Source organism: Hyphomicrobium sp. (genome assembly GCF_047600905.1).
GTDB lineage: Bacteria > Pseudomonadota > Alphaproteobacteria > Rhizobiales > Hyphomicrobiaceae > Hyphomicrobium_B.
In genome coordinates, this window is the sequence record NZ_JASGKD010000001.1 from 530,320 (window position 1) to 547,685 (window position 17,366).

A 17,366-nucleotide genomic window follows, 5' to 3' on the forward strand; every position below is an offset into this window, starting at 1 on the left:
CTGGGCAAGTTCATGTTTTTCCCGCGACCTCGGGGCGCATGCAGGGGAAACGCGGGTTACGGCATCTCGGCCTTTTTTTGCCGGTCAATTATCATTTGTGGCAGCGCTTGGGGCAAGCGTTGTAAACTTATGCCGTTGGGGTCAAGCAAGGCACATGACTGCCGAAAACGTGGGGCAAACGGCCGGTCTTTCCATTGCAGGCTTCGCGCCTTGGGGCGCGGGCACGTCGAAGCGCGAGCGTAATTTCTACATTGCATTGGCGTGCGCTTTCATTCTTCACGCGTCGTTTCTGGTCAGCGCCGCGCAGAACGGCGGCGCAAAAAGGCTCGGCGCCGAGAACGGTGCGGACGATGCGATCAGCGTATCGCTGGTGACAGAACAGGATTTGCAGAGCCGCGCCACCGTCGCGGACGAGGTTTCGCCGCCGCCGGGCCCAATCGCGCCGACACAGGAACAACAGCAAGCAAAGCCACAGCCTCAGCAGCCGAAGGAGCAGCAGCCCACGCCGCCGCAGCCCGAGCAGGCGAAGCAAGAGCCTCAACCGCCCGAGCCTCAACAGCCACCGCCGGAACCGCAAGCGCAGGAAACGCCGCAACCTCAAGACACCGCGCAGCCCGACGTTCCGCAGGACAGCGATCCGGCGAAGCCGGAGCCTGAAAAGGTTGCCAAGCAAGAGGATACGTCACCGGATAGCCAGGCGCCCGATCTCTTCTCTCTCGACGATCTCGATCCGTCGAAGATGCAAAGCGAGAAAGAGCCGAAAGCGAAGCCGAAATCTGAGCCCAAACCGGAAGCCAAAAAGCCAACGACAAGCAAGTCAGCGAAGAAGTCATCTTCGAAGGCTCAGAAGAAAGTGGCCGCGCTCGATTTATCAACTCAGGCACTGGCGCCGAGCTTAAGCGGAGGCGGTGGCGCGGCGGCGTTTCAACGGCCGCCTGGTATTACGCGCTCGGGCCTCAACGATGCGTTCGCGCGGGCGGTGATCCGGGCGCTGCAGCAGACGATGCCGCAGCTGACGAATACACTCGGACGGGTGACAGTTAGAATCTTTCTGTCCGAGAACGGCAACGTCGTCGATGTGAAGCTGCTTGCGGGTTCCAAGGACCCGTCGCTCAATCAGGATGTCGTATTTGCCGCCAAGCAGACGAGTTATCCGATCCCGCCTGCCGGGTCCAATGAGGCCGATCGTACGTTCATGGTGACGTACATCTACGATTGATCGGCGGCGATAAGGGCGTTATTCACCGCATCGATAGCATCGAAGCAAGCATCTCTTCGGCGTGGCTTGCCGAGGATGCGACCAAGCCGACGATCGTGACGATGAGAAGGGCGAGGAAAAACGTAAGATCTGTCTTTTCGCTCATAGTCGCTCCAAAACGGTTCACTCAGCGGCGGAACGTCCACCGTGCGGTCGTCTTGGGCGCGTGATCCCGAAAAGTTTCTTGTCTACGTTGGCCAGAGCGTAAATTCAACTCGGGGTCAGTCACAATAGCCAAAATGAAGCAGCGGCGTTGATGCTCGTGAGGGCGTGGCAGCGGCGCTGCAGAGCAGCAATCGACCGTTCAGAAAATGGCGTGCGATCGAGAATTGCTAACCGTGTCATACCCAGCTACTTCCGCTCAGCCGGGTGGGAGAGGCAGGGGCAGAGGATATGACGGCTAGCGCGACACGCGCCGCGTGGACCATCGTCGGCCTGCTGTGGGTGGTTGCCCTCATCAATTATCTCGACCGGCAGCTCGTCGTTACGATGCCGGGTCCGATCAAAGCCGATCTCAACCTTGGAGACGAAAAGTTCGGGCTGCTTTCGTCGGTATTTCTCTGGATTTACGGTTTTTGCTCGCCGATCGCGGGATATGTCGCGGATCGCATCGGCAAACGACGCGTGATCTTGTCGAGCCTGTTGATCTGGTCGGCTGCGACGTTCGCCAGCGGTCTCGTGACGACGTTCGGTGGCATGCTGGCGGCGCGCGCGGCGCTGGGGGTGAGCGAAGCTTTTTATATGCCGGCAGCCGTGGCGTTGATCGTCGATTACCACCGCGGACCAACGCGAAGCCGGGCAACAGGGCTACATTTGAGTGGCGTCTATGCGGGCTCCGTCATCGGGGGGCTCGGCGGTTTTTTGGCTGAAGCCTTTGGCTGGCGGAACGTATTTCTCATGATCGGCGGCATCGGGGTCGCATACGCCGTGGTGCTCGCGGCGCTATTTCCGGCCCCTCCCGAAAATGGCTACACAGCCACGCAGGAAGATGTGGTGATCGACACGCAAGGGCGGCCCGCTTTCCTGTCGTTGCTGTCGAGCCGAGGGTTTCTGTTGCTCCTCGCAATGAACATGCTCGACGGCGCCGCCTATTGGCCGGTGCGCAATTGGCTCGCCGAGTTTTTTCGCGGCGAGCTCGGCGTTTCGTCGGCCTGGGCTGGAGTGTACGGTCCCATGGCGTTCAATGGAGCGGCATTCGTCGGGATGCTGATCGCCAGCAACCTGTCGGATTGGTGGGCGGTACGGACGCCCAGAGCGCGCGCCCTGGTTCCCGCTATCGGCTTCATGATGGCGGCCCCTTGTCTGGTGTTGATGGGCGCGGTCGACGAGATTCCGATTGTGCTTTCCTGCGTATTCGTGGCGGGGATGTCCCAGGGCTTTCTCGACGCCAATCTGATGCCGGCGGCGTGCACGGTCGTGGACCTTCGACATCGCGCGACGGCCTACGGGCTGCTGAATTTCGCGGGTACCACTGCTGGCGGCGCGATGACCTATATCGGCGGATACCTCAAGGAGCAGCAGGTACCGTTCGGAGCCCTCTTTCAGCTGGCCGGCGGAATGATCTTCTTGGCTGCCGTGCTTCTGGTCTTCGTTCGTCCGATTGTGGCGAAACCCGCCGAAGTCTGACGCACGCCTGGTGGGACGCCGGCATCTTGCAAATCTTTAATCTTCCGGGACAGGATTTTTTCGATCGTCAGAAAGTATGACGTCGGCAAATTCGAGCCATTGATTTTTTTGAGCTGAGCGGAAAGAGATTTCGCGTAAGGTTCGGAAAATGTTCGATGATTCTGATCTTCTCTTGTCTTTAAACTGATCGCCCGGCGCCGCTGCACGGCGTTCATGTTTTCCGGCCGGGAACAATTGTTTCGATCTTCCCGAATTCTGTGTACCTCGCATTAACGAGCCATCGATACCGTCTTCGTCGTCACCTGCGCTCATGATGAGCGGGGAAAGTGCTTGTGATGGAACGAGTGACGGGCGAATCGATTCCTGCCGGTATCGATCTTTCGGTAATCGAAAAAGCGATTGCTTCCGGCTTTCCGCTGCTGAAATTTCCTCGGCAGCTTGAAACTGCATTCGAAGAAGAGGTGGAGGCGGGCCGTTGTCGGCAGCTCGCGCTCGGGGGCCTGTTCGGAATTCTGCTGTACGATCTTTTTCTCATTCCAGACTGGATGACGTCGCCGGAGACGTTCGTCACGGCGGTGTGGGTTCGGCTCGGCATCGTTACGCCCATCGGGCTGCTGATGATCGCATCGCTGTATCTGAGGCCGCCGGTGGCGTTGCGGGAGTTCATGGTCGCGACCGGCGGGGCTGTGCTCGGCGCTGGCAGCATTCTTTATCTGATGCTCGTGAGCCGGAGCATGGATCAGGATGCGCTGCATCAATCCATTATTCTCATTATCCTGTTCGTGACCATGGTCCAGCGCGTTCGCTTTTGGTGGGCGGTGGCGGCCTGCCTTGCCTGCCTCATCATGCATGCAGTGGGATTGAGGATGTTACCTTCGTATGCGTTCGAGTTTCAGGTCTCGGCCAATACCGTGTTTGCCTGCGCCGTCGTTCTGACGCTCTTTGCGTCTTACGTGCTCGAGCGCGAAACCCGCATGAACTATCTTTTGGCGCTGAAGGGCCGTCTGCAGCGGCGGGACCTCGATGCCAAGACCCGTCGGGATCCCCTTACGGGACTGCGGAACCGCCGCTCGCTCGACGAAGCGATCGAGATGTGCGACCGGGCCGAGTTGATCGGCAGCGAGCTTGCGGTCATTTTGCTCGACATCGATCATTTCAAGGCATTCAACGATACGGCGGGGCATCAAGCCGGCGATGTCTGCCTGAAACGGGTTGCGGGAATCATTCAAAGCGAGTTGCGCGACTATGCCGACGACGTGTTCCGCTTCGGAGGCGAAGAATTCATTGTTTTATTGCGTGGAATTGGTCTGCCGACGGCGATCCGCATCGCCGAGCGCATTCGTCGAGCCGTTGAAGATGCGTCCATTCCGCACCCGGCGCTGAGGCGAGACGAAGTCGTCACCGTGAGCATGGGCGTGGCGTCGGCGGTCATCGGCCGGGAGATTCGAGTCGGGCTGGTGATCTCGGCTGCGGATGCGGCGCTTTACTCGGCGAAGGGCAACGGACGAAATCAGGTCGCGCCGCGGCTGGGGCCCACCGAAATCATCGAGACGATGGAACGAAAACTTCTGGCGTGACGGCATGCTTCTCGGAGCGTGCTTTGCGACCTCAAGGAAGCAGCCTCTTTCCTTATCTCTGCTCATGCGCGAGCTGCATGCCGATATGCAGGTTTGACGACCTCCATTTGCAACATCGCTCTTGCCATGTTGCGTTTTAGTTTGACGCTCTTGACCTCGGAACATTGCCGCTGCATTTGCGTTGAGCTGTGGGACTTGCCGAGAAGGAACGAAACTATGAAACGGGTCGCGATTTTGGGGGCAGTTGTGCTTGCCCTTTCATCGGGTGGAGCGTTTGCAGTCAGTCAGGCCGTAAAGGATGCCTGTAGCGCGGATTACGCGGCCTATTGCAGCCAGCACAAGGTCGGTACGGAAGCCGCAAGGGCATGCATGCGCGAACATCGCAAGATGCTCACCGACTCATGTGTTAAGGCGCTGGGACATTCGAACGAGGTTACGCAGGCCGACATCGAACAGTACAAGCGCGAGCACAACAAGTAATTCGCGGGCGCAACGCTCGCGCCGTCGCACATTTTTCGAGCCCCCTGCTGCCATTTCCGCGGCGGGGGCTTTGCTTTTTGCAGCCCCCAGCCTGGGCTACCAGCGAACGCGTTGAAGGGCGAGATAGCGGCCGATCATCTTGCGGACAAGCGTGCTCGGCACTTTCCCGCGGGCGAAGTGGTTGAATTTGGCCGTCGGCCCGACCGGATAACGGAAGCGAGGACGGCGGGCGCCCAGGGCTTTCGCCACTGCCTTACCGACATCCGCCGGGTCGCCAGCGGTTTTGGCGACGAGGGCATCCACGGTTGCATCGAGATGCCTCAGAAGCGGCAGATAAGCGCTGTCTTTCGGGAGGATGCGGGGTGAGTTGTCCCAGATGCTCGTGCGGTAAGGACCAGGCTCGACCAGGATGATTTCAATGCCAAAGTGCTCGACTTCATAGGCAAGCGCTTCGGCCCAACCCTCGACCGCCCATTTCGAGGCACAGTACGGCGAGTTTGCCGGCTGCCCGGCAAAGGCGGATTCGCTCGATATGATCACGATGCGACCGCGGCGCTGGGCGCGGAAGGTCGGCAACAGACGCTTCGTCAGCGCCAGGACTCCGAAGTAATTGACCTCCATGATGCGGCGGACATTGGCTTCATCGAGGTCTTCGAAGGCCCCTCCTGCTGCCACGCCGGCATTGTGGACGACAGCGCCGAGGGAACGGTTGGCCAAGTCGAGGTCGGCGACGGCGCGATCGATCGACTGTGGGTCGGTCACATCGAGCTGGCTTATGCTCACATTTTTGCTCACCCCCGCCGCTTTCACGGCTCGGTCGAGTTCGGCGCGCTTTGTCAGATCCCGCATCGTCGCAACAACGTCCCAGCCGTGCTTGGCGAGTTCGACGGTTATGCTCAGCCCGAAGCCGGACGATGTCCCGGTAATTAGAACTCTCGGCATGGGTTGGATGCACCTCCACGGACTGTGATTCCAGGAGTTCTACGCCACAACCCTTTGGAGAGCGAGGCCGTGCTGTTCCCCAGGGAACAGCACAAGGCTCATGATCCGAATAACGTGTATTTTGCGGCGATGCCTCGCGGTGTCGGCTGCGAAGCGTCTAATGTGTGTCCCCGCCGGCTCACACGCGCGGCGCGTTGCAGCCGACTCCACGGGACGCCGCGCTATTTAAGCGGGCTATTGGAAGGTGACCTGACCGGTGGTGATGTCGTGCATCGCCGAAACAATTTTCAGTTGCTTTGTTTCTACCAGTTCGCGAAGCACGCTGCTCAACGCCGTCAGCTTCTGGGCTCCGAGTTCGGCATTCACGGTCGCGACTTTCTGAACGAAATCCTTATTCTTTGAGGTGCGTTCTCCGGACCAGTCCTTGCTGGCTTCCTCGACGGCGGGTTTGATTCTGGCCAGCAAGCCAGTCAGCATGCCGAATTCGACGTCGTCTACAGCTCCCTTGATGGCGCCGCACTCGCTGTGGCCCAGCACCACGATGAGCTTGGCACCCGACAGTTTCGTTGCGAATTCGCTGCTGCCGACGATGTCGTCGTTGATGATGTTGCCGGCGATGCGGGCGCTGAAAATGTCACCGATGCGTTGGTCGAACACAAGCTCGGGCGGAACACGGGAGTCGATGCACCCGATGATCATTGCCGAGGGAAATTGTCCGCTTGCCGTCGCGCGGACCTGGGCGAGGAGATCGCAGTTTCGCATGGTCTTGGAGACGAAGCGTTCGTTGCCGGCCTTGAGCTTGGCAAGGGCGTCTTCAGGGGTGAGCGCCGCCTGCCCCTCCGGGGTGAGCACGGTACATTGATCGGCCGACGCCCGGCCAATGGTGAGCAAACTCGCCATCAAGGCTCCGCTGCAGCAAAAATGTCGTCTTGAAAGCATGGGGAGTCCTCCGCGGTACGCGATCAAATCCCCAAAGCTTTAATGAAGCCTGGCAATAAGCAAGAAAATTGATTGGGTTTGCGGGATTCAGGCGAGCTGCAGCGGCGTCGCGTGGCGACGCGACTTGCCCTCGAAAAACGAGCCGGTTTCGAGTGATAGCTTCTTGTGCACGATATCGGCGTTGACCAGACAGTCGGCCTTCAATGTCAGCTCTTCGGCGAATATTTCGCCGGTCACCTCGCCGATAACGGTCACGCTTTCGGATTTGATCGTGCCTTCGACCACGCCATGTTGGGCGACGACGAGCGACAGGCAGTTGACGTCGCCCAGAACGGTGCCCTCGATGACGAGGGGGCCTGGGTAGTCGATCCCGCCTTCAATGGTTGCTGTGCGCGGAATTGATAGAGTGCGGCCGATACTCGACGCCGACTTCAGCTCACGCATGAAACGCCTTACCCTCGACTGCCGTCACCAGAACTCCCGCGCCTTGGGACAGTGGCATGTGTTTTCGGCGAATTTCGGGCTTTGCGCCCCAGGCGCTGTGGAAAGGGTGTCGCATCGACACGGCCGTGCGAGGTCCCTTGCGCTCGCGGCGGCGGGGTATTAGCAAACGGCCCTAAGCACGTCGCTGGAAGGGAGATTTAGGCATGGCGGACACGACCGACACGAACGCGGCAATCGCCGAGCTGAAACGAGAAATCGCCGAACTTTCGGGTTTGTCGCTGGCCACCGGCGTCATTCTCACACAGTTGCTGCAGAAGATCGTCAGCCGGGAGATGAGCCCGCAGAATTCCGCTACGCAGATCGTCAACAATGCGCGCGATGCAATCGAGGCTTTTACGTCGCAAGTGAAGGTCGATCCGGTCATGAAGGCGCGCGCGCTGACGGCGGTAAAGCAGTACGAAGATCAAATCCGGTCCGTTCTGCCCATCTGACCCGGCCGACGGCGCGGCAGCTCCGTCAGCTTCCGCTTGGCCGGATTCGCTTCAAAAGGTCCCAAAGCGGAAGAGCCGCCAATCCTCCTACGACGCCGCCGACATAGCTCGGCAACGGGAAATTGAAGATCGCGTGCCAAATGACGCCCGCGATCCAACTTGCCGCGAACATGACGGCGACGGTGATGAGCAGGCGTTGCCAGAATGGGAGGAACATGTGCGTTTGCCAGCTGGACCGGGGTTATTTTACATAAGTCTCATACAGCGTTTTCATGACTTCAAGTGAGGCCTTGTCGGCATTGGGGCCCGCGATATTGATCAAGACCACCAGTGCCAAGTCGTGATCGGGATCGACCTCGACGGACGCGAAGTTCATGCCGTTCGAGCCATTGTGAGTGAGAATGGGCTTTTCCGTCCAGTCGAATTTCGATAGTCCCCAACCGAGGGCATAGGCTCCAGATTTGGGCGTGCCGGGCTTGGGGTCCTTGATCTGCATTTCGACGACCGGCGTGTGGAGCAGCTTCAGCGTTTCGGGTCGCACGAGTGCGGGACCACGTTTGCCTTCGCCGGCATTCCAGGCGGCCCAGGCCGCGAAATCCTTGACGCTCATGTGCGCCAATCCTGCCGGACCGAGAGAGGCAGGAAGGTCGGCCGGCTCGCCCCAGGGCTGCGGCGTTACCTTACCTTTGTCGTCTGTACGGTGTCCGACGGGCGCGTCGTAGAGGCCGAATGTCGCCTGAGCGCCGATGCCTGCGGTCGACAGGCCGAGAGGGGCATAGATGCGCTCATAAATTAATCGCTCCCACGGCTTTCCCGAGACCTTCTCGATCATGGCGCCGGCGGTGATGTAGCCGAGGTTCGCGTATTGGAACTTGCCTGCCGCAGGGAAGCTCGGATCGTGCTTGGAGCCCCAAGCTCCGATCATCCGAAGTCGCCATTGCGTCAAGGAATACTCGTAGGCGTCGGCGCTGAAATAGAGCTTTCCGATCTCGTCGTTGTCAGGCGAGATGCCGCTGGTGTGGGAGAGAAGTTGCGCGAGCGTGATCGCTGCAAATTTTGGCCGGAGGGCGGGGAGATCTTGGCCAAGAACCTCTCCGATGGTCGAATTCCAGCGCAGCTTGCCTTCTTCTACCATCATGCCGGCGAGAGTTGCGGTCATCGCCTTGGTATCGGAGCCGAGGTGGAAACGGTCTTCGATGGTGGCGGCGATGTCGGTGTCGACGACGCGAACCCCGACGACGCCCACGGCCAAGAGTTTTCCTTCCTTGACGACGGCTGCTGCAATGGCGGGAAGCGCGTATTTCGCACGGACGGGATCGAGCACGCCATCCAGTGAAGCCTGGGCGTTAGCGGCGCCGGTCAGCAAAAGGAATGCAACGACAGAAAACAGCGACGCTCGCATCAAACACCCGTATCTCGCCGGGAAGTTTAGCGCGGATCATGGTGCGTGTCTCAAGGCGCCGCGCGGTGATCGCATATTTGGTTTCGTCGACGTTAAAGATCGGCTTCGGATGTGCGAGGAAACGCGAGAAGGCCTCACGCCGAAGACGCGATCGGCCTTGGAACGGATATCAGATTGTTCGATCGCTTATATTTGAACAGGCATTTTCTTAAAAATCAGCGCGGGGAAATCGTCTTCTATCCTTTCGGGCGCAGGCGGCGCGGATATTTTCTGCCTGCGGACAAAGAAAGCGATATGAAGCAGGCGATGCGCTTGCAGGTCATTGCGTTCATCATCGCGATCCTGGCGCTGACTTTTCTCAGCATCCGGTTGGCCGTCAAAGGCTTTGGCGTCTCCTGGTTAGATGAATTTGGGCTTGGCGCGTGGTTTGCGCTCATCCTGTGCCTAGTCGCCTATTCGCGTATCCGGCTCGTCCACGGCCTCATACCGGCTTCGACGGATACGGCGCGTGAGGAACAGTAATATCGTGTTCCTCGCTCGGTCTCATTTGGGCGCGGGAACGTCCTTGAGCGACATGATATAGGCCACGACGTCGTCCCGGTCCGAAGTGCGCAGCACGAAATTGGGCATGGTCGGATGCGTGCTGTCGAGCCAAACGGCAAGCGCGCGCCCTGTCATTCCTGAACTCTTGGCGACCGAGGTGAAGCTCGGCGCTTTTGGATTGGGCGAATTCAAATTGTTCGGATCGATAGCGTGGCATTCGGTGCAATGCGCCGAGGCGAACACATAACCATGGCGCGGGTCGCCGATCTCCTGGCTGCTTGCATGCAGTGGGGCCCCGCAAATCATGAGCGCAAAAGCGGCGGTGCGCGCCAGTTTGCCGATTAATCCACGCATGCTTCAGTTCCTCGCCATCGTTATTCTTTGCGCAGTGACAGGATATAGCCGGTCAAATCGCGGATCTCCATGCGCGTCAGATTGAGATTGGGCATCGGAGGGTGTGGACGCGTCAGCCATGTTGCGATGTGATCGCTGGTCTGGCCGGGGCGATTGGCGATGCTTGCAAACGTCGGAACATCGCTCGGCACCGGAGTCGTTGCGGGCTCGCCGATGAGATGGCACGATGTGCAAAGTGTCCGCGCGATTTTTTGTCCGTTGTCGATATCGGGCTTTTTCGATTCAGCCTTGCCGGGCTCGTCCTTGATCGTGGGCGGCGCATCCATCTGCTGAGCGAAAGCCAATCCGGACGATGCAGCAAGAAGGAAGGCCGCGAGGGCTTGAAATACCAGCGTGTTGGCGTTTGTGGCCGAAGCCTTTCTCAAGCCCTTCCAATGAACCATCATCATTTCCGCCCCCGCACGACCGTTGTTCGAAGTCAACGCTTCTGTGACATGGCCATGCGAAGTGAAAATTGATGAAGCGCAACTTTCGGACATGGACGGGCAGGCATGAACGTGCCGACAACAATTCTCTACTTTCTTTTTCTTTTCCTTGTTGCCGGGGTCGCGCCGAACCGCGCCGATGCGATGACGGATGAGGAAAGGGCTGCGCAAGGTTTCGCCCTTCTCAAGAAAAATTGTTCGCGTTGTCATGCGATTGAACTGACCGGCGCGAGCCCTCATCCGCAGGCCCCGCCGTTTCGGGATGTGGTCAAGCGCTATCCGGTCGAAGATCTCGAAGAGTCGTTGGCGGAGGGAATCATGTCGGGGCATCCCGATATGCCGGAGTTTACGTTCGAAGCGGATCAGATCGATGCGATCGTTGCTTACCTGAACAGCCTCAAGGCCAGCGAAAACGCCAAGTAGCGCAGGCAAAATCTTGGTGTGTCCTTGCGCCGCCCTCGGATCGGGAACAGGGGGCGGGTGGGGGCGTTGCCCTCCCAGATGATGCGCTCGCGGATGATATCACATCTGTGGCGCGGAACCTATGGAGGACAGCGATGAAAAGGACGTTAGCCGCTATGATCGGCGCGGTTTCGATCGCGGCGTTCGCGATTCCGGTCGTCGTTCCGGTGGCGTATGCGGATTCGATCAGCGGCGTCGAGGGTGCACGCGCGAAGGAGCGGCAGGGCCGCTATCTCAATCGGGGCGACCGAGAGCATCTGCGCCGCTACGGCGGCAACGACGATTATGGGTGGCGCGGCCGCTACCGCGGATATGACTACGACGACGGCTATTACGATGATGGGCCCGGCGGTGTGAGCGTTTACGTCGGTCCGGGTGGTGTCGGCGTTTACGGCTATTAGCCAATGCCGCGAATGCCCCGAAAAGCGATAAGATGACCGCAGCCGCGCAATAAGCCCGGCTGCGGTTTTCTTTTGCGCAGCGCACACAGCAACCGCACTTGCCAACTCTCCCAGCCAGAATTGCCAGCCGTGCCATTGCCCGCGTGGATTGGTCGCGTGTTGCTTATGTCCGCCGTCGGCCGCGTTCAAGCCGCCGAGCAACATGAGCTCATAGAGCCGATAAATATTGGGAGAAAACCAAAATGCTCAAGAGATTAGCGGTCCTCACGGCCGCATTCGTCGTCGCCGGTTCGGCCTACGCGCTGGCGGACGAATGGGCCGAGAAGTTCACTCTCATCGACGCGGACGGCAGCGGCACGGTCGGACGCGCGGAGTGGGATGCGAACTGGCAGAAGCTGAAGCTCGACCCGGCGCCGGAATTCACGGCAATCGACACGGACAATAATAACAGCATCGACAAGGACGAATGGGCAGCGGCACAGAAGGTGACGCAGAACTATTCGGTGTCGTGCAAGTCGTCGACCGAGTCGTGGTGCCCTAAGAAGTAAGCTCGTTATCGCTTTGCACACGGCGACGGGCGTTCGCGCGCCGGCTGCCGTGTGCTCTCGTTCGTTCGGACGTGCAGCGTGGGTGCGTAGCCGGCCGGCCCAGCGAGGGGCGGCCGGTGAGCGTGCGCGTTCATTTGGTGACGAGCCATGCCCGGCTCCAGATGCGATAGACGCCGAGATAGCCGTTCTCGACCATGAAGCCGAAGCAGAGATCCTCCTTCGCCCAGTCGCCGTCGCCGCCGAACATGCCGTACATCGCGGGGGAGAAGGCGCCGCCGCCATCCCACTTGTCACGCTGCTCGGCGAGAAATTGCTGGATGTAATCGCCGACGGTTGCGGTCTGCGGCTGCAGCGCACCGACCTCGTCGCGCACGCCGTAAAGATGCGCCAGCGTCGAGCGGCGAATGATGCGCGCCTGGTCGGCGTAGCGCTGCTCTTCCGGTTCAGCCGCGCTGGCGAAGAAGACAGCGAAATCTTTCTCGAGCAGATGCACGCCCATCAGCATCAGTGCGGCCGACAGCGTCTGCCATTCGTCGCCGGCGTCGAAATAGATGACGCCGCCGCGCGCGTCGTAGTGCGGCGCTGCACGGACGGGATCGGTCTCGCGGGCGGCGAGGCCGTAGTGGCCCTGGGCGCGGACGGCGCCTTCGAGGCTGTCCCACGGCCGCACGACAAGGGGGACGCTGAGGCCCATGCCGTCGGGAGCGTAGTGGGAGAAGTCGCCGGGCATCACCGGCAGCGGACGGCCGGGCCAGTCCGGGCCAAGGGGAGTGACCTTCTCGGGCATGCGCGGCGCGACCTCCGTGTCGAAGCTCTCCACACGGATATTAGCTTTTTCGGCGCTTTGCGACATGCGTTCCGCGAGCCGGCCGCAAGGCGCGGATGGGGTCAGCCCCGTCTCGCTTTTTCGATCGCGGCGACGTCGATCTTGCGCATCGTCATCATCGCTTCGAAGGCGCGACGGCCTTCATCGCCGCCGGCTGCGAGCGCTTCCATCAGCACGCGCGGCGTGATCTGCCAGTTGATGCCCCATTTGTCCTTGCACCAACCGCACTCGCTTTCCCGGCCGCCGTTGCCGACGATGGCATTCCAGTAGCGGTCGGTTTCCACCTGATCGTCGGTCGCGATCTGGAATGAGAAGGCTTCGCTGTGCTTGATCGCCGGTCCGCCGTTGAGGCCGATGCAGGGGATGCCCGCGACGGTGAAGTTGACCACCAGCGCGTCGCCCTTTTTGCCCGACGGGAAGTCGCTCGGCGCGTAGTGGACGGGGCCGACGGTGCTGTCGGGGAACGTCTCGGCGTAGAAGCGGGCGGCGGCTTCGGCGTCCTTGTCGTACCAGATGCAGACCGTGTTCTTGGGCATCGACTGTCCTTCCCTGAGTGCTGGTTGTCTTTTTTGCGTGGGGCGTCGATTTGAAGACGATTGCGGCGGCCGCATTCCGACAGGGGGAATTTGGTTTTTGTTTGCGGGCGAAGCACGCAGCACATGCTCCTACGGCCGGCTCCCGGAACGGGAGCGAAGAACGATGACACAAGCGTGCGCAACCGGCCGGCTCTCCGAACGAGAGTCGGTTGCGCCAACCAAAAAGCACGAAGCGGACGGGTTCCGCGGCGTCGGGTCTTCGCTTTTGAGCAGTCTCGGAACCGGTCCGCTCCGTGACAGCCAAAGAACAGGGTTCTAGGCAGGTCACTTAATGAAGCGGGATGTTCCGCACACGGGTTTCTCACCCCGTGCGGGCCTGCCTTCCGCCTTGTCCGCATCGCGCGCGTGAGGCGAGCGGGTGAGGCTGCCCCATCCGAGCGCCGCGCGACGCCTCGCGCGATGCCCTTGCCGGATGGGTATCACGGATTATGCGGGAGGCTTGGAGGGCGGGGATAAGTTTTTTTGGGGGGCGCTTCAGAGACAACGTCCCCGTCGCGGGCATCCCCTGAAATGCTGCACCGTTTCCCTGATGTGCGGTTTCGTTATAGATATTGAAGGCCTTCATTGGCTCGGCCTCCATGGTTGGGCGCATACACGCAAGGGCAGCTGCACCGCTCATGGCCGCTGCTTTTCAAGATGGAGTTGTGGCCGTGTTGAAATATATCGCTGCCGTTTCGCTCACTGTTGCCGCGTGGACGCCGGCAGCTTTTGCAGGCGATCTTGAAGACACAATATCCGCCCGAGCCAATGCCCGGGCAGGCGGCGCCGTCAGCGAAAGAGACAAAGAATTGCTGGAACGTTATGGATGCGAGAGCGGCACGCCAAGCTGCCAAAACGGGCAGCGGGCGAAGCACAAAGCGCAGCCGCGTAGCTATGAAACTGAACGGGCACTAAGGGAAAAAGCGGGAGAAAGAGCACGAGCGCAAGCGCAGGCGGCTGCCGCAGCGAGGGCGAAGTTGCAGGCTACGCAGCCGAACAATTCGGGCGGCGGACCAATCAAGCCGGCAATCGCAACCGGACCGGCGGCGGCGGCGCCGAAAGAAGACCTCCAACAAACAACAGTCGTCACAAAATCTCCGAGCGCGCCCGCGCAAGACGCTCCGGCGGCGGCGACGTGCCGTAAATACTCGCCAGTGGTCGGAGGTATGGTCGACGTGCCCTGCTAAATGCGCCTTTAGCGTACCGGCGAGCTTCGCGCGCGCCAAGACCAGCTTCGAAACGAGGGCACGTCTCGGCCTGAGTTCAGAAGCAGAGCCAGGGGCCCAAGCAGGCCGCGGGCGTCCCGCCCTCGCAGGCCGTTTGCGAGGAGTAACACTCGATCATGCCCTCGCCTTTGCAGGTGGTTTTCACTGGGCCCTTCGGTATAAGCCCTTTCCCGGCGATCGTATTCTTGAGCGCGTTGTGGGAGAACAGCACCGCCAAATCGTGGGTGAAATTATCGCCAATGGCTGCGACTTTCTCACATTTGGCCGCCTGAGCCGTCGCCGAAAGTGCGCACACCATCATCGCGGCCACGAAGCCTGACTTGAAAACCTGCATTGCAACCCCCCGGTGCGGACAAAGCTAAGCGAACGCTAGTCGAGTGCTTGGCCGTTGCCAAGTAAAGGACCGTTGCTGTCACAGATATTTTCCGCGATGCGATTTTTGAGGCGCACCCCGCACGGCGTGGCCATCGATGTGGGTCGGAGAAGGGGCAGAAGCGGACAAGGAAGGGTTTGCGCGCGGGTGAGGCTGCGTCACCCGAGCGCCGCGCAAGCGCGGATGGGTGAGGGGATTATGGGGTGTGCTGAGGGCGGGGATAAGTTTTTTTGGGGCATCACTAGGAAGTTGAAGCTCATTGCCGAACAAACGTACTGCCGCAACTTTCAGAATCTTGAAAACACGTTTTTGATTAGCTTTTCAATGTGGGCGGCCACGCTATTCTCTGCGATGGACACAGAGTTTGGATGTCCGCATGCGTTGCGAAGCATTAGACATTCGTTCTGCAAAATCTGTTTAACGTTTTTTCCTAAAACTCCGATGGCCTCGCAGACATCAAGAAAATCGTGCTCCTTCATTCTTCCTAGATCGTCTTGCTGCTTTGCGCCTCGCCATTTTGCATCTCTGCGAACCGCCTCAGCATTGAACTCTACCAGCTTGTTTGAGAAGACATGACGATGAAGCAGCGCCACGGCCCCAGCCCAGGAGAAGACGACAGCAGCTCGATGCTGCTGCGCCTCAAAGCACGTTATAGCCTCCATGACGAACGATTGTGTCAAAGTGTCTGCGATTGATTCTGCATGGCCGCGGAGTGATTGGCTGGAGTGCGTAATTACTAAGTTTACATTAGCAGCTTGCGCAATTTCCCGAACTCGCAGCATTCCTGGCTGTTGAAGTTCCCAGCCTTGCGGCGTCCGCGCGACAGCGCCAGTCGCTGAACTCAAAATATCTGAAACATTCATTTTCGTTAGGCGTGGAAGGCCCACCGCCGCGCATCGCTCCTTAATCTTCTGAACGGCTAGGGCCTCAAGCGGCTTGATTGAGAGAACGACAAAGAGTTGATCTTTGGTCCCCAGCTTTGGTCCGTGCAGAATTCGCTTTGCGTCGTCGAGCGTTAGCATACCGCTGCCATCAGCTTTGAGATTAAGGAGCTTTTGCCTTCTTACCCGGACGAACACCCCATCTTTCGCCAAACTCCAAACCGCCAGCTGCGGTGGGCTTAAGCGAGCCCTTGCCAGTGCTTTGGAATAGTTTTTTGCCCTTTTTTGTTGCTTGGGAGAAAGTCATGTCGAGCCGATCGGGGATGACGACACCGGCGTCTGCCGCGATAGCGCGTATCTCTATGAAAGAAAAAGGTACCCCTCCGAATTGGGAGAAGTGATAGGCGGCGCACAAGTATGCGTAGTCAGCAGGCTTCATTTCGCCGTCACGGTTAAAAAAGGATGCTAAGTCGTGACTGTCGCCACTGCCATCTTCTTTTGTGTAATGAGGTGGTCCAACGTTTGGTTGGACAGGAGCGTCGCCAAGAAGCGTCATCGCTGCTTGCACTGCCCGTTGGCGGGTAATCAAATCCTCATTTATCAGTATACTGACTATCTGTTGAGCCAGTTTGCCAGCCTTGGCGGGATCCGGAGAAGTGTCGACCGTATCATGCGCGTTTGTGCTCATGTATTGACCTCGTACATTATAATTTTGCTTCGATGTTTCTTAGTTCCTCGTCCTGGACGCTAAAGACGTCCTTGGCAGTCTCATTTACGAATCCTGCATTGAGCATCCGGCCGATTGCTGTCGCGGTTTGCACCGAATAATCCACCTTCCACTGCTTCGCGTCTTTTGCGCAGGCTACCCAATCCGCGCGAGAAAACTTCTCCTTCCCTTGGTAAAGGCTGAGGTGGGTGGCGGCTGCAACTAACAGATCGCGGCACGACTTGACGTTCAATCGCGCAGCAACAGTTGTGATAGTGCCTTCCCGAGCCGATCCTTTGGACTCTCTTCCTTGAACCGCTATTGCGGGAAGCGTTGTTGCGCCGACACCAAGCCTGGCTGCTACCCACGCAAGGACTCTTGCCTGCATTTCCTTGTCTTCAAGTGCACTCAACTTTGCCAGGACAGATGACATCGCATCCAATTCTGGGTCCGTGTCCGTTTCATCCATTGACGCCTCGATAAAATCGGAATTAAGTCATAACGCTTTGTATACCACAGAAGTTGGCGCAAAACCAGAACATGAAGGCAGTATCTACCCAAGAACATAACAAAAACGTTGGTTTTGATAATTGATTTAGCTTGTGTTGACCCGGAACTCTCATTTAATATGTTGATATATATTGTGTTTTTTAAAACAGTCGGACGCCTGTTGATAACGGAAATAATTCACTGCGCTTTCGTGTTTTATCGCCTATTGCGGGCATTTTATCCACAAAATAAACAATGCTGCTTCTTCTGTGATTTTCAGTGGATGACTCGCGCCTTTGCGAACGCAAGTCCGGAATCGGATGCGGTGTCATCTGTCC

At 59.0% G+C, this 17,366-nt stretch carries 23 protein-coding genes; 9 read left to right on the forward strand and 14 right to left on the reverse strand.

From position 1 onward, the window contains the following. The first annotated feature begins 154 nt into the window (after positions 1 to 154). The gene (locus QM780_RS02710) at positions 155 to 1,219 is read left to right on the forward strand and encodes an energy transducer TonB family protein (RefSeq protein ID WP_415068943.1); all 1,065 of its coding nucleotides are present in this window, start codon (positions 155 to 157) and stop codon (positions 1,217 to 1,219) included. Between the two features lie 22 nt (positions 1,220 to 1,241). Here the strand turns inward: QM780_RS02710 and QM780_RS02715 are convergent, their stop codons facing one another. Continuing rightward, positions 1,242 to 1,364, reverse strand: coding sequence for a hypothetical protein (locus QM780_RS02715; protein ID WP_415068944.1), 123 nt, complete (start codon positions 1,362 to 1,364; stop codon positions 1,242 to 1,244). Positions 1,365 to 1,651: 287 nt separating this feature from the next. Between QM780_RS02715 and QM780_RS02720 the strand changes: the two genes are divergently transcribed. From QM780_RS02720 to QM780_RS02730, 3 genes are all read left to right on the forward strand, one after another. Next, the gene (locus QM780_RS02720) at positions 1,652 to 2,884 is read left to right on the forward strand and encodes an MFS transporter (protein ID WP_415068945.1); all 1,233 of its coding nucleotides are present in this window, start codon (positions 1,652 to 1,654) and stop codon (positions 2,882 to 2,884) included. Positions 2,885 to 3,219: 335 nt separating this feature from the next. Further along, positions 3,220 to 4,461, forward strand: coding sequence for a diguanylate cyclase (locus QM780_RS02725; RefSeq protein WP_415068946.1), 1,242 nt, complete (start codon positions 3,220 to 3,222; stop codon positions 4,459 to 4,461). Between the two features lie 216 nt (positions 4,462 to 4,677). Then, complete coding sequence (locus QM780_RS02730; protein ID WP_415068947.1) at positions 4,678 to 4,941, forward strand: hypothetical protein; 264 nt, start codon at positions 4,678 to 4,680, stop codon at positions 4,939 to 4,941. A gap of 96 nt (positions 4,942 to 5,037) precedes the next feature. Here QM780_RS02730 and QM780_RS02735 read toward each other — a convergent pair whose 3' ends face one another. The 3 genes from QM780_RS02735 to QM780_RS02745 all read right to left on the reverse strand — a co-directional run bounded on the left by QM780_RS02735 (position 5,038) and on the right by QM780_RS02745 (position 7,266). After that, positions 5,038 to 5,883, reverse strand: a complete 846-nt coding sequence (locus tag QM780_RS02735) for an SDR family NAD(P)-dependent oxidoreductase (RefSeq protein ID WP_415068948.1) — start codon at positions 5,881 to 5,883, stop codon at positions 5,038 to 5,040. Positions 5,884 to 6,117: 234 nt separating this feature from the next. After that, a complete protein-coding gene (locus tag QM780_RS02740) occupies positions 6,118 to 6,849 on the reverse strand; it encodes a carbonic anhydrase family protein (protein WP_415068949.1) in 732 nt (243 codons plus the stop codon). Between the two features lie 60 nt (positions 6,850 to 6,909). After that, positions 6,910 to 7,266 (reverse strand): bactofilin family protein, encoded by a 357-nt coding sequence (locus tag QM780_RS02745; RefSeq protein ID WP_415068950.1) that lies wholly within the window; start codon positions 7,264 to 7,266, stop codon positions 6,910 to 6,912. A gap of 203 nt (positions 7,267 to 7,469) precedes the next feature. Here QM780_RS02745 and QM780_RS02750 point away from each other — a divergent pair, with 203 nt between their 5' ends. Beyond that, positions 7,470 to 7,757, forward strand: a complete 288-nt coding sequence (locus QM780_RS02750; protein WP_415068951.1) for a hypothetical protein — start codon at positions 7,470 to 7,472, stop codon at positions 7,755 to 7,757. Between the two features lie 25 nt (positions 7,758 to 7,782). Here the strand turns inward: QM780_RS02750 and QM780_RS02755 are convergent, their stop codons facing one another. After that, entirely contained in the window at positions 7,783 to 7,974 is a 192-nt protein-coding gene (locus QM780_RS02755) for a hypothetical protein (protein ID WP_415068952.1), read from the reverse strand. A 24-nt stretch (positions 7,975 to 7,998) separates the two neighbouring features. Continuing rightward, complete coding sequence (locus QM780_RS02760; protein ID WP_415068953.1) at positions 7,999 to 9,159, reverse strand: serine hydrolase domain-containing protein; 1,161 nt, start codon at positions 9,157 to 9,159, stop codon at positions 7,999 to 8,001. Positions 9,160 to 9,333: 174 nt separating this feature from the next. Here QM780_RS02760 and QM780_RS02765 point away from each other — a divergent pair, with 174 nt between their 5' ends. Next, positions 9,334 to 9,681, forward strand: a complete 348-nt coding sequence (locus QM780_RS02765) for a hypothetical protein (protein WP_415068954.1) — start codon at positions 9,334 to 9,336, stop codon at positions 9,679 to 9,681. A 21-nt stretch (positions 9,682 to 9,702) separates the two neighbouring features. On the opposite strand, the gene QM780_RS02770 is transcribed toward QM780_RS02765, so the two are convergent. Both QM780_RS02770 and QM780_RS02775 read right to left on the reverse strand, forming a co-directional pair. Beyond that, a complete protein-coding gene (locus QM780_RS02770; protein ID WP_415068955.1) occupies positions 9,703 to 10,056 on the reverse strand; it encodes a c-type cytochrome in 354 nt (117 codons plus the stop codon). A 20-nt stretch (positions 10,057 to 10,076) separates the two neighbouring features. Beyond that, a complete protein-coding gene (locus QM780_RS02775; protein ID WP_415068956.1) occupies positions 10,077 to 10,505 on the reverse strand; it encodes a hypothetical protein in 429 nt (142 codons plus the stop codon). A gap of 102 nt (positions 10,506 to 10,607) precedes the next feature. On the opposite strand from QM780_RS02775, the gene QM780_RS02780 reads away from it, so the two are divergent. From QM780_RS02780 to QM780_RS02790, 3 genes are all read left to right on the forward strand, one after another. Further along, positions 10,608 to 10,964 (forward strand): c-type cytochrome, encoded by a 357-nt coding sequence (locus QM780_RS02780; protein WP_415068957.1) that lies wholly within the window; start codon positions 10,608 to 10,610, stop codon positions 10,962 to 10,964. 134 nt (positions 10,965 to 11,098) lie between these two features. Then, positions 11,099 to 11,404, forward strand: a complete 306-nt coding sequence (locus QM780_RS02785; protein WP_415068958.1) for a hypothetical protein — start codon at positions 11,099 to 11,101, stop codon at positions 11,402 to 11,404. 242 nt (positions 11,405 to 11,646) lie between these two features. Further along, positions 11,647 to 11,952, forward strand: a complete 306-nt coding sequence (locus QM780_RS02790; protein ID WP_415068959.1) for a hypothetical protein — start codon at positions 11,647 to 11,649, stop codon at positions 11,950 to 11,952. A 130-nt stretch (positions 11,953 to 12,082) separates the two neighbouring features. Here the strand turns inward: QM780_RS02790 and QM780_RS02795 are convergent, their stop codons facing one another. From QM780_RS02795 to QM780_RS02820, 6 genes are all read right to left on the reverse strand, one after another. Continuing rightward, positions 12,083 to 12,805 carry a hypothetical protein gene (locus tag QM780_RS02795; protein WP_415068960.1) on the reverse strand — a complete coding sequence of 241 codons (723 nt, stop codon included), beginning with the start codon at positions 12,803 to 12,805 and terminating at the stop codon, positions 12,083 to 12,085. 35 nt (positions 12,806 to 12,840) lie between these two features. Beyond that, the gene (locus tag QM780_RS02800) at positions 12,841 to 13,314 is read right to left on the reverse strand and encodes a VOC family protein (protein WP_415068961.1); all 474 of its coding nucleotides are present in this window, start codon (positions 13,312 to 13,314) and stop codon (positions 12,841 to 12,843) included. A gap of 1,302 nt (positions 13,315 to 14,616) precedes the next feature. Continuing rightward, positions 14,617 to 14,913 (reverse strand): hypothetical protein, encoded by a 297-nt coding sequence (locus QM780_RS02805; protein WP_415068962.1) that lies wholly within the window; start codon positions 14,911 to 14,913, stop codon positions 14,617 to 14,619. Between the two features lie 326 nt (positions 14,914 to 15,239). Next, the gene (locus QM780_RS02810) at positions 15,240 to 16,031 is read right to left on the reverse strand and encodes a hypothetical protein (RefSeq protein WP_415068963.1); all 792 of its coding nucleotides are present in this window, start codon (positions 16,029 to 16,031) and stop codon (positions 15,240 to 15,242) included. Next, positions 15,997 to 16,521 carry a hypothetical protein gene (locus tag QM780_RS02815; protein ID WP_415068964.1) on the reverse strand — a complete coding sequence of 175 codons (525 nt, stop codon included), beginning with the start codon at positions 16,519 to 16,521 and terminating at the stop codon, positions 15,997 to 15,999. The genes QM780_RS02810 and QM780_RS02815 overlap by 35 nt, the downstream gene beginning before the upstream one ends. Positions 16,522 to 16,537: 16 nt before the next feature. Then, positions 16,538 to 17,008, reverse strand: coding sequence for a hypothetical protein (locus QM780_RS02820; RefSeq protein ID WP_415068965.1), 471 nt, complete (start codon positions 17,006 to 17,008; stop codon positions 16,538 to 16,540). Positions 17,009 to 17,366: the final 358 nt, after the last annotated feature.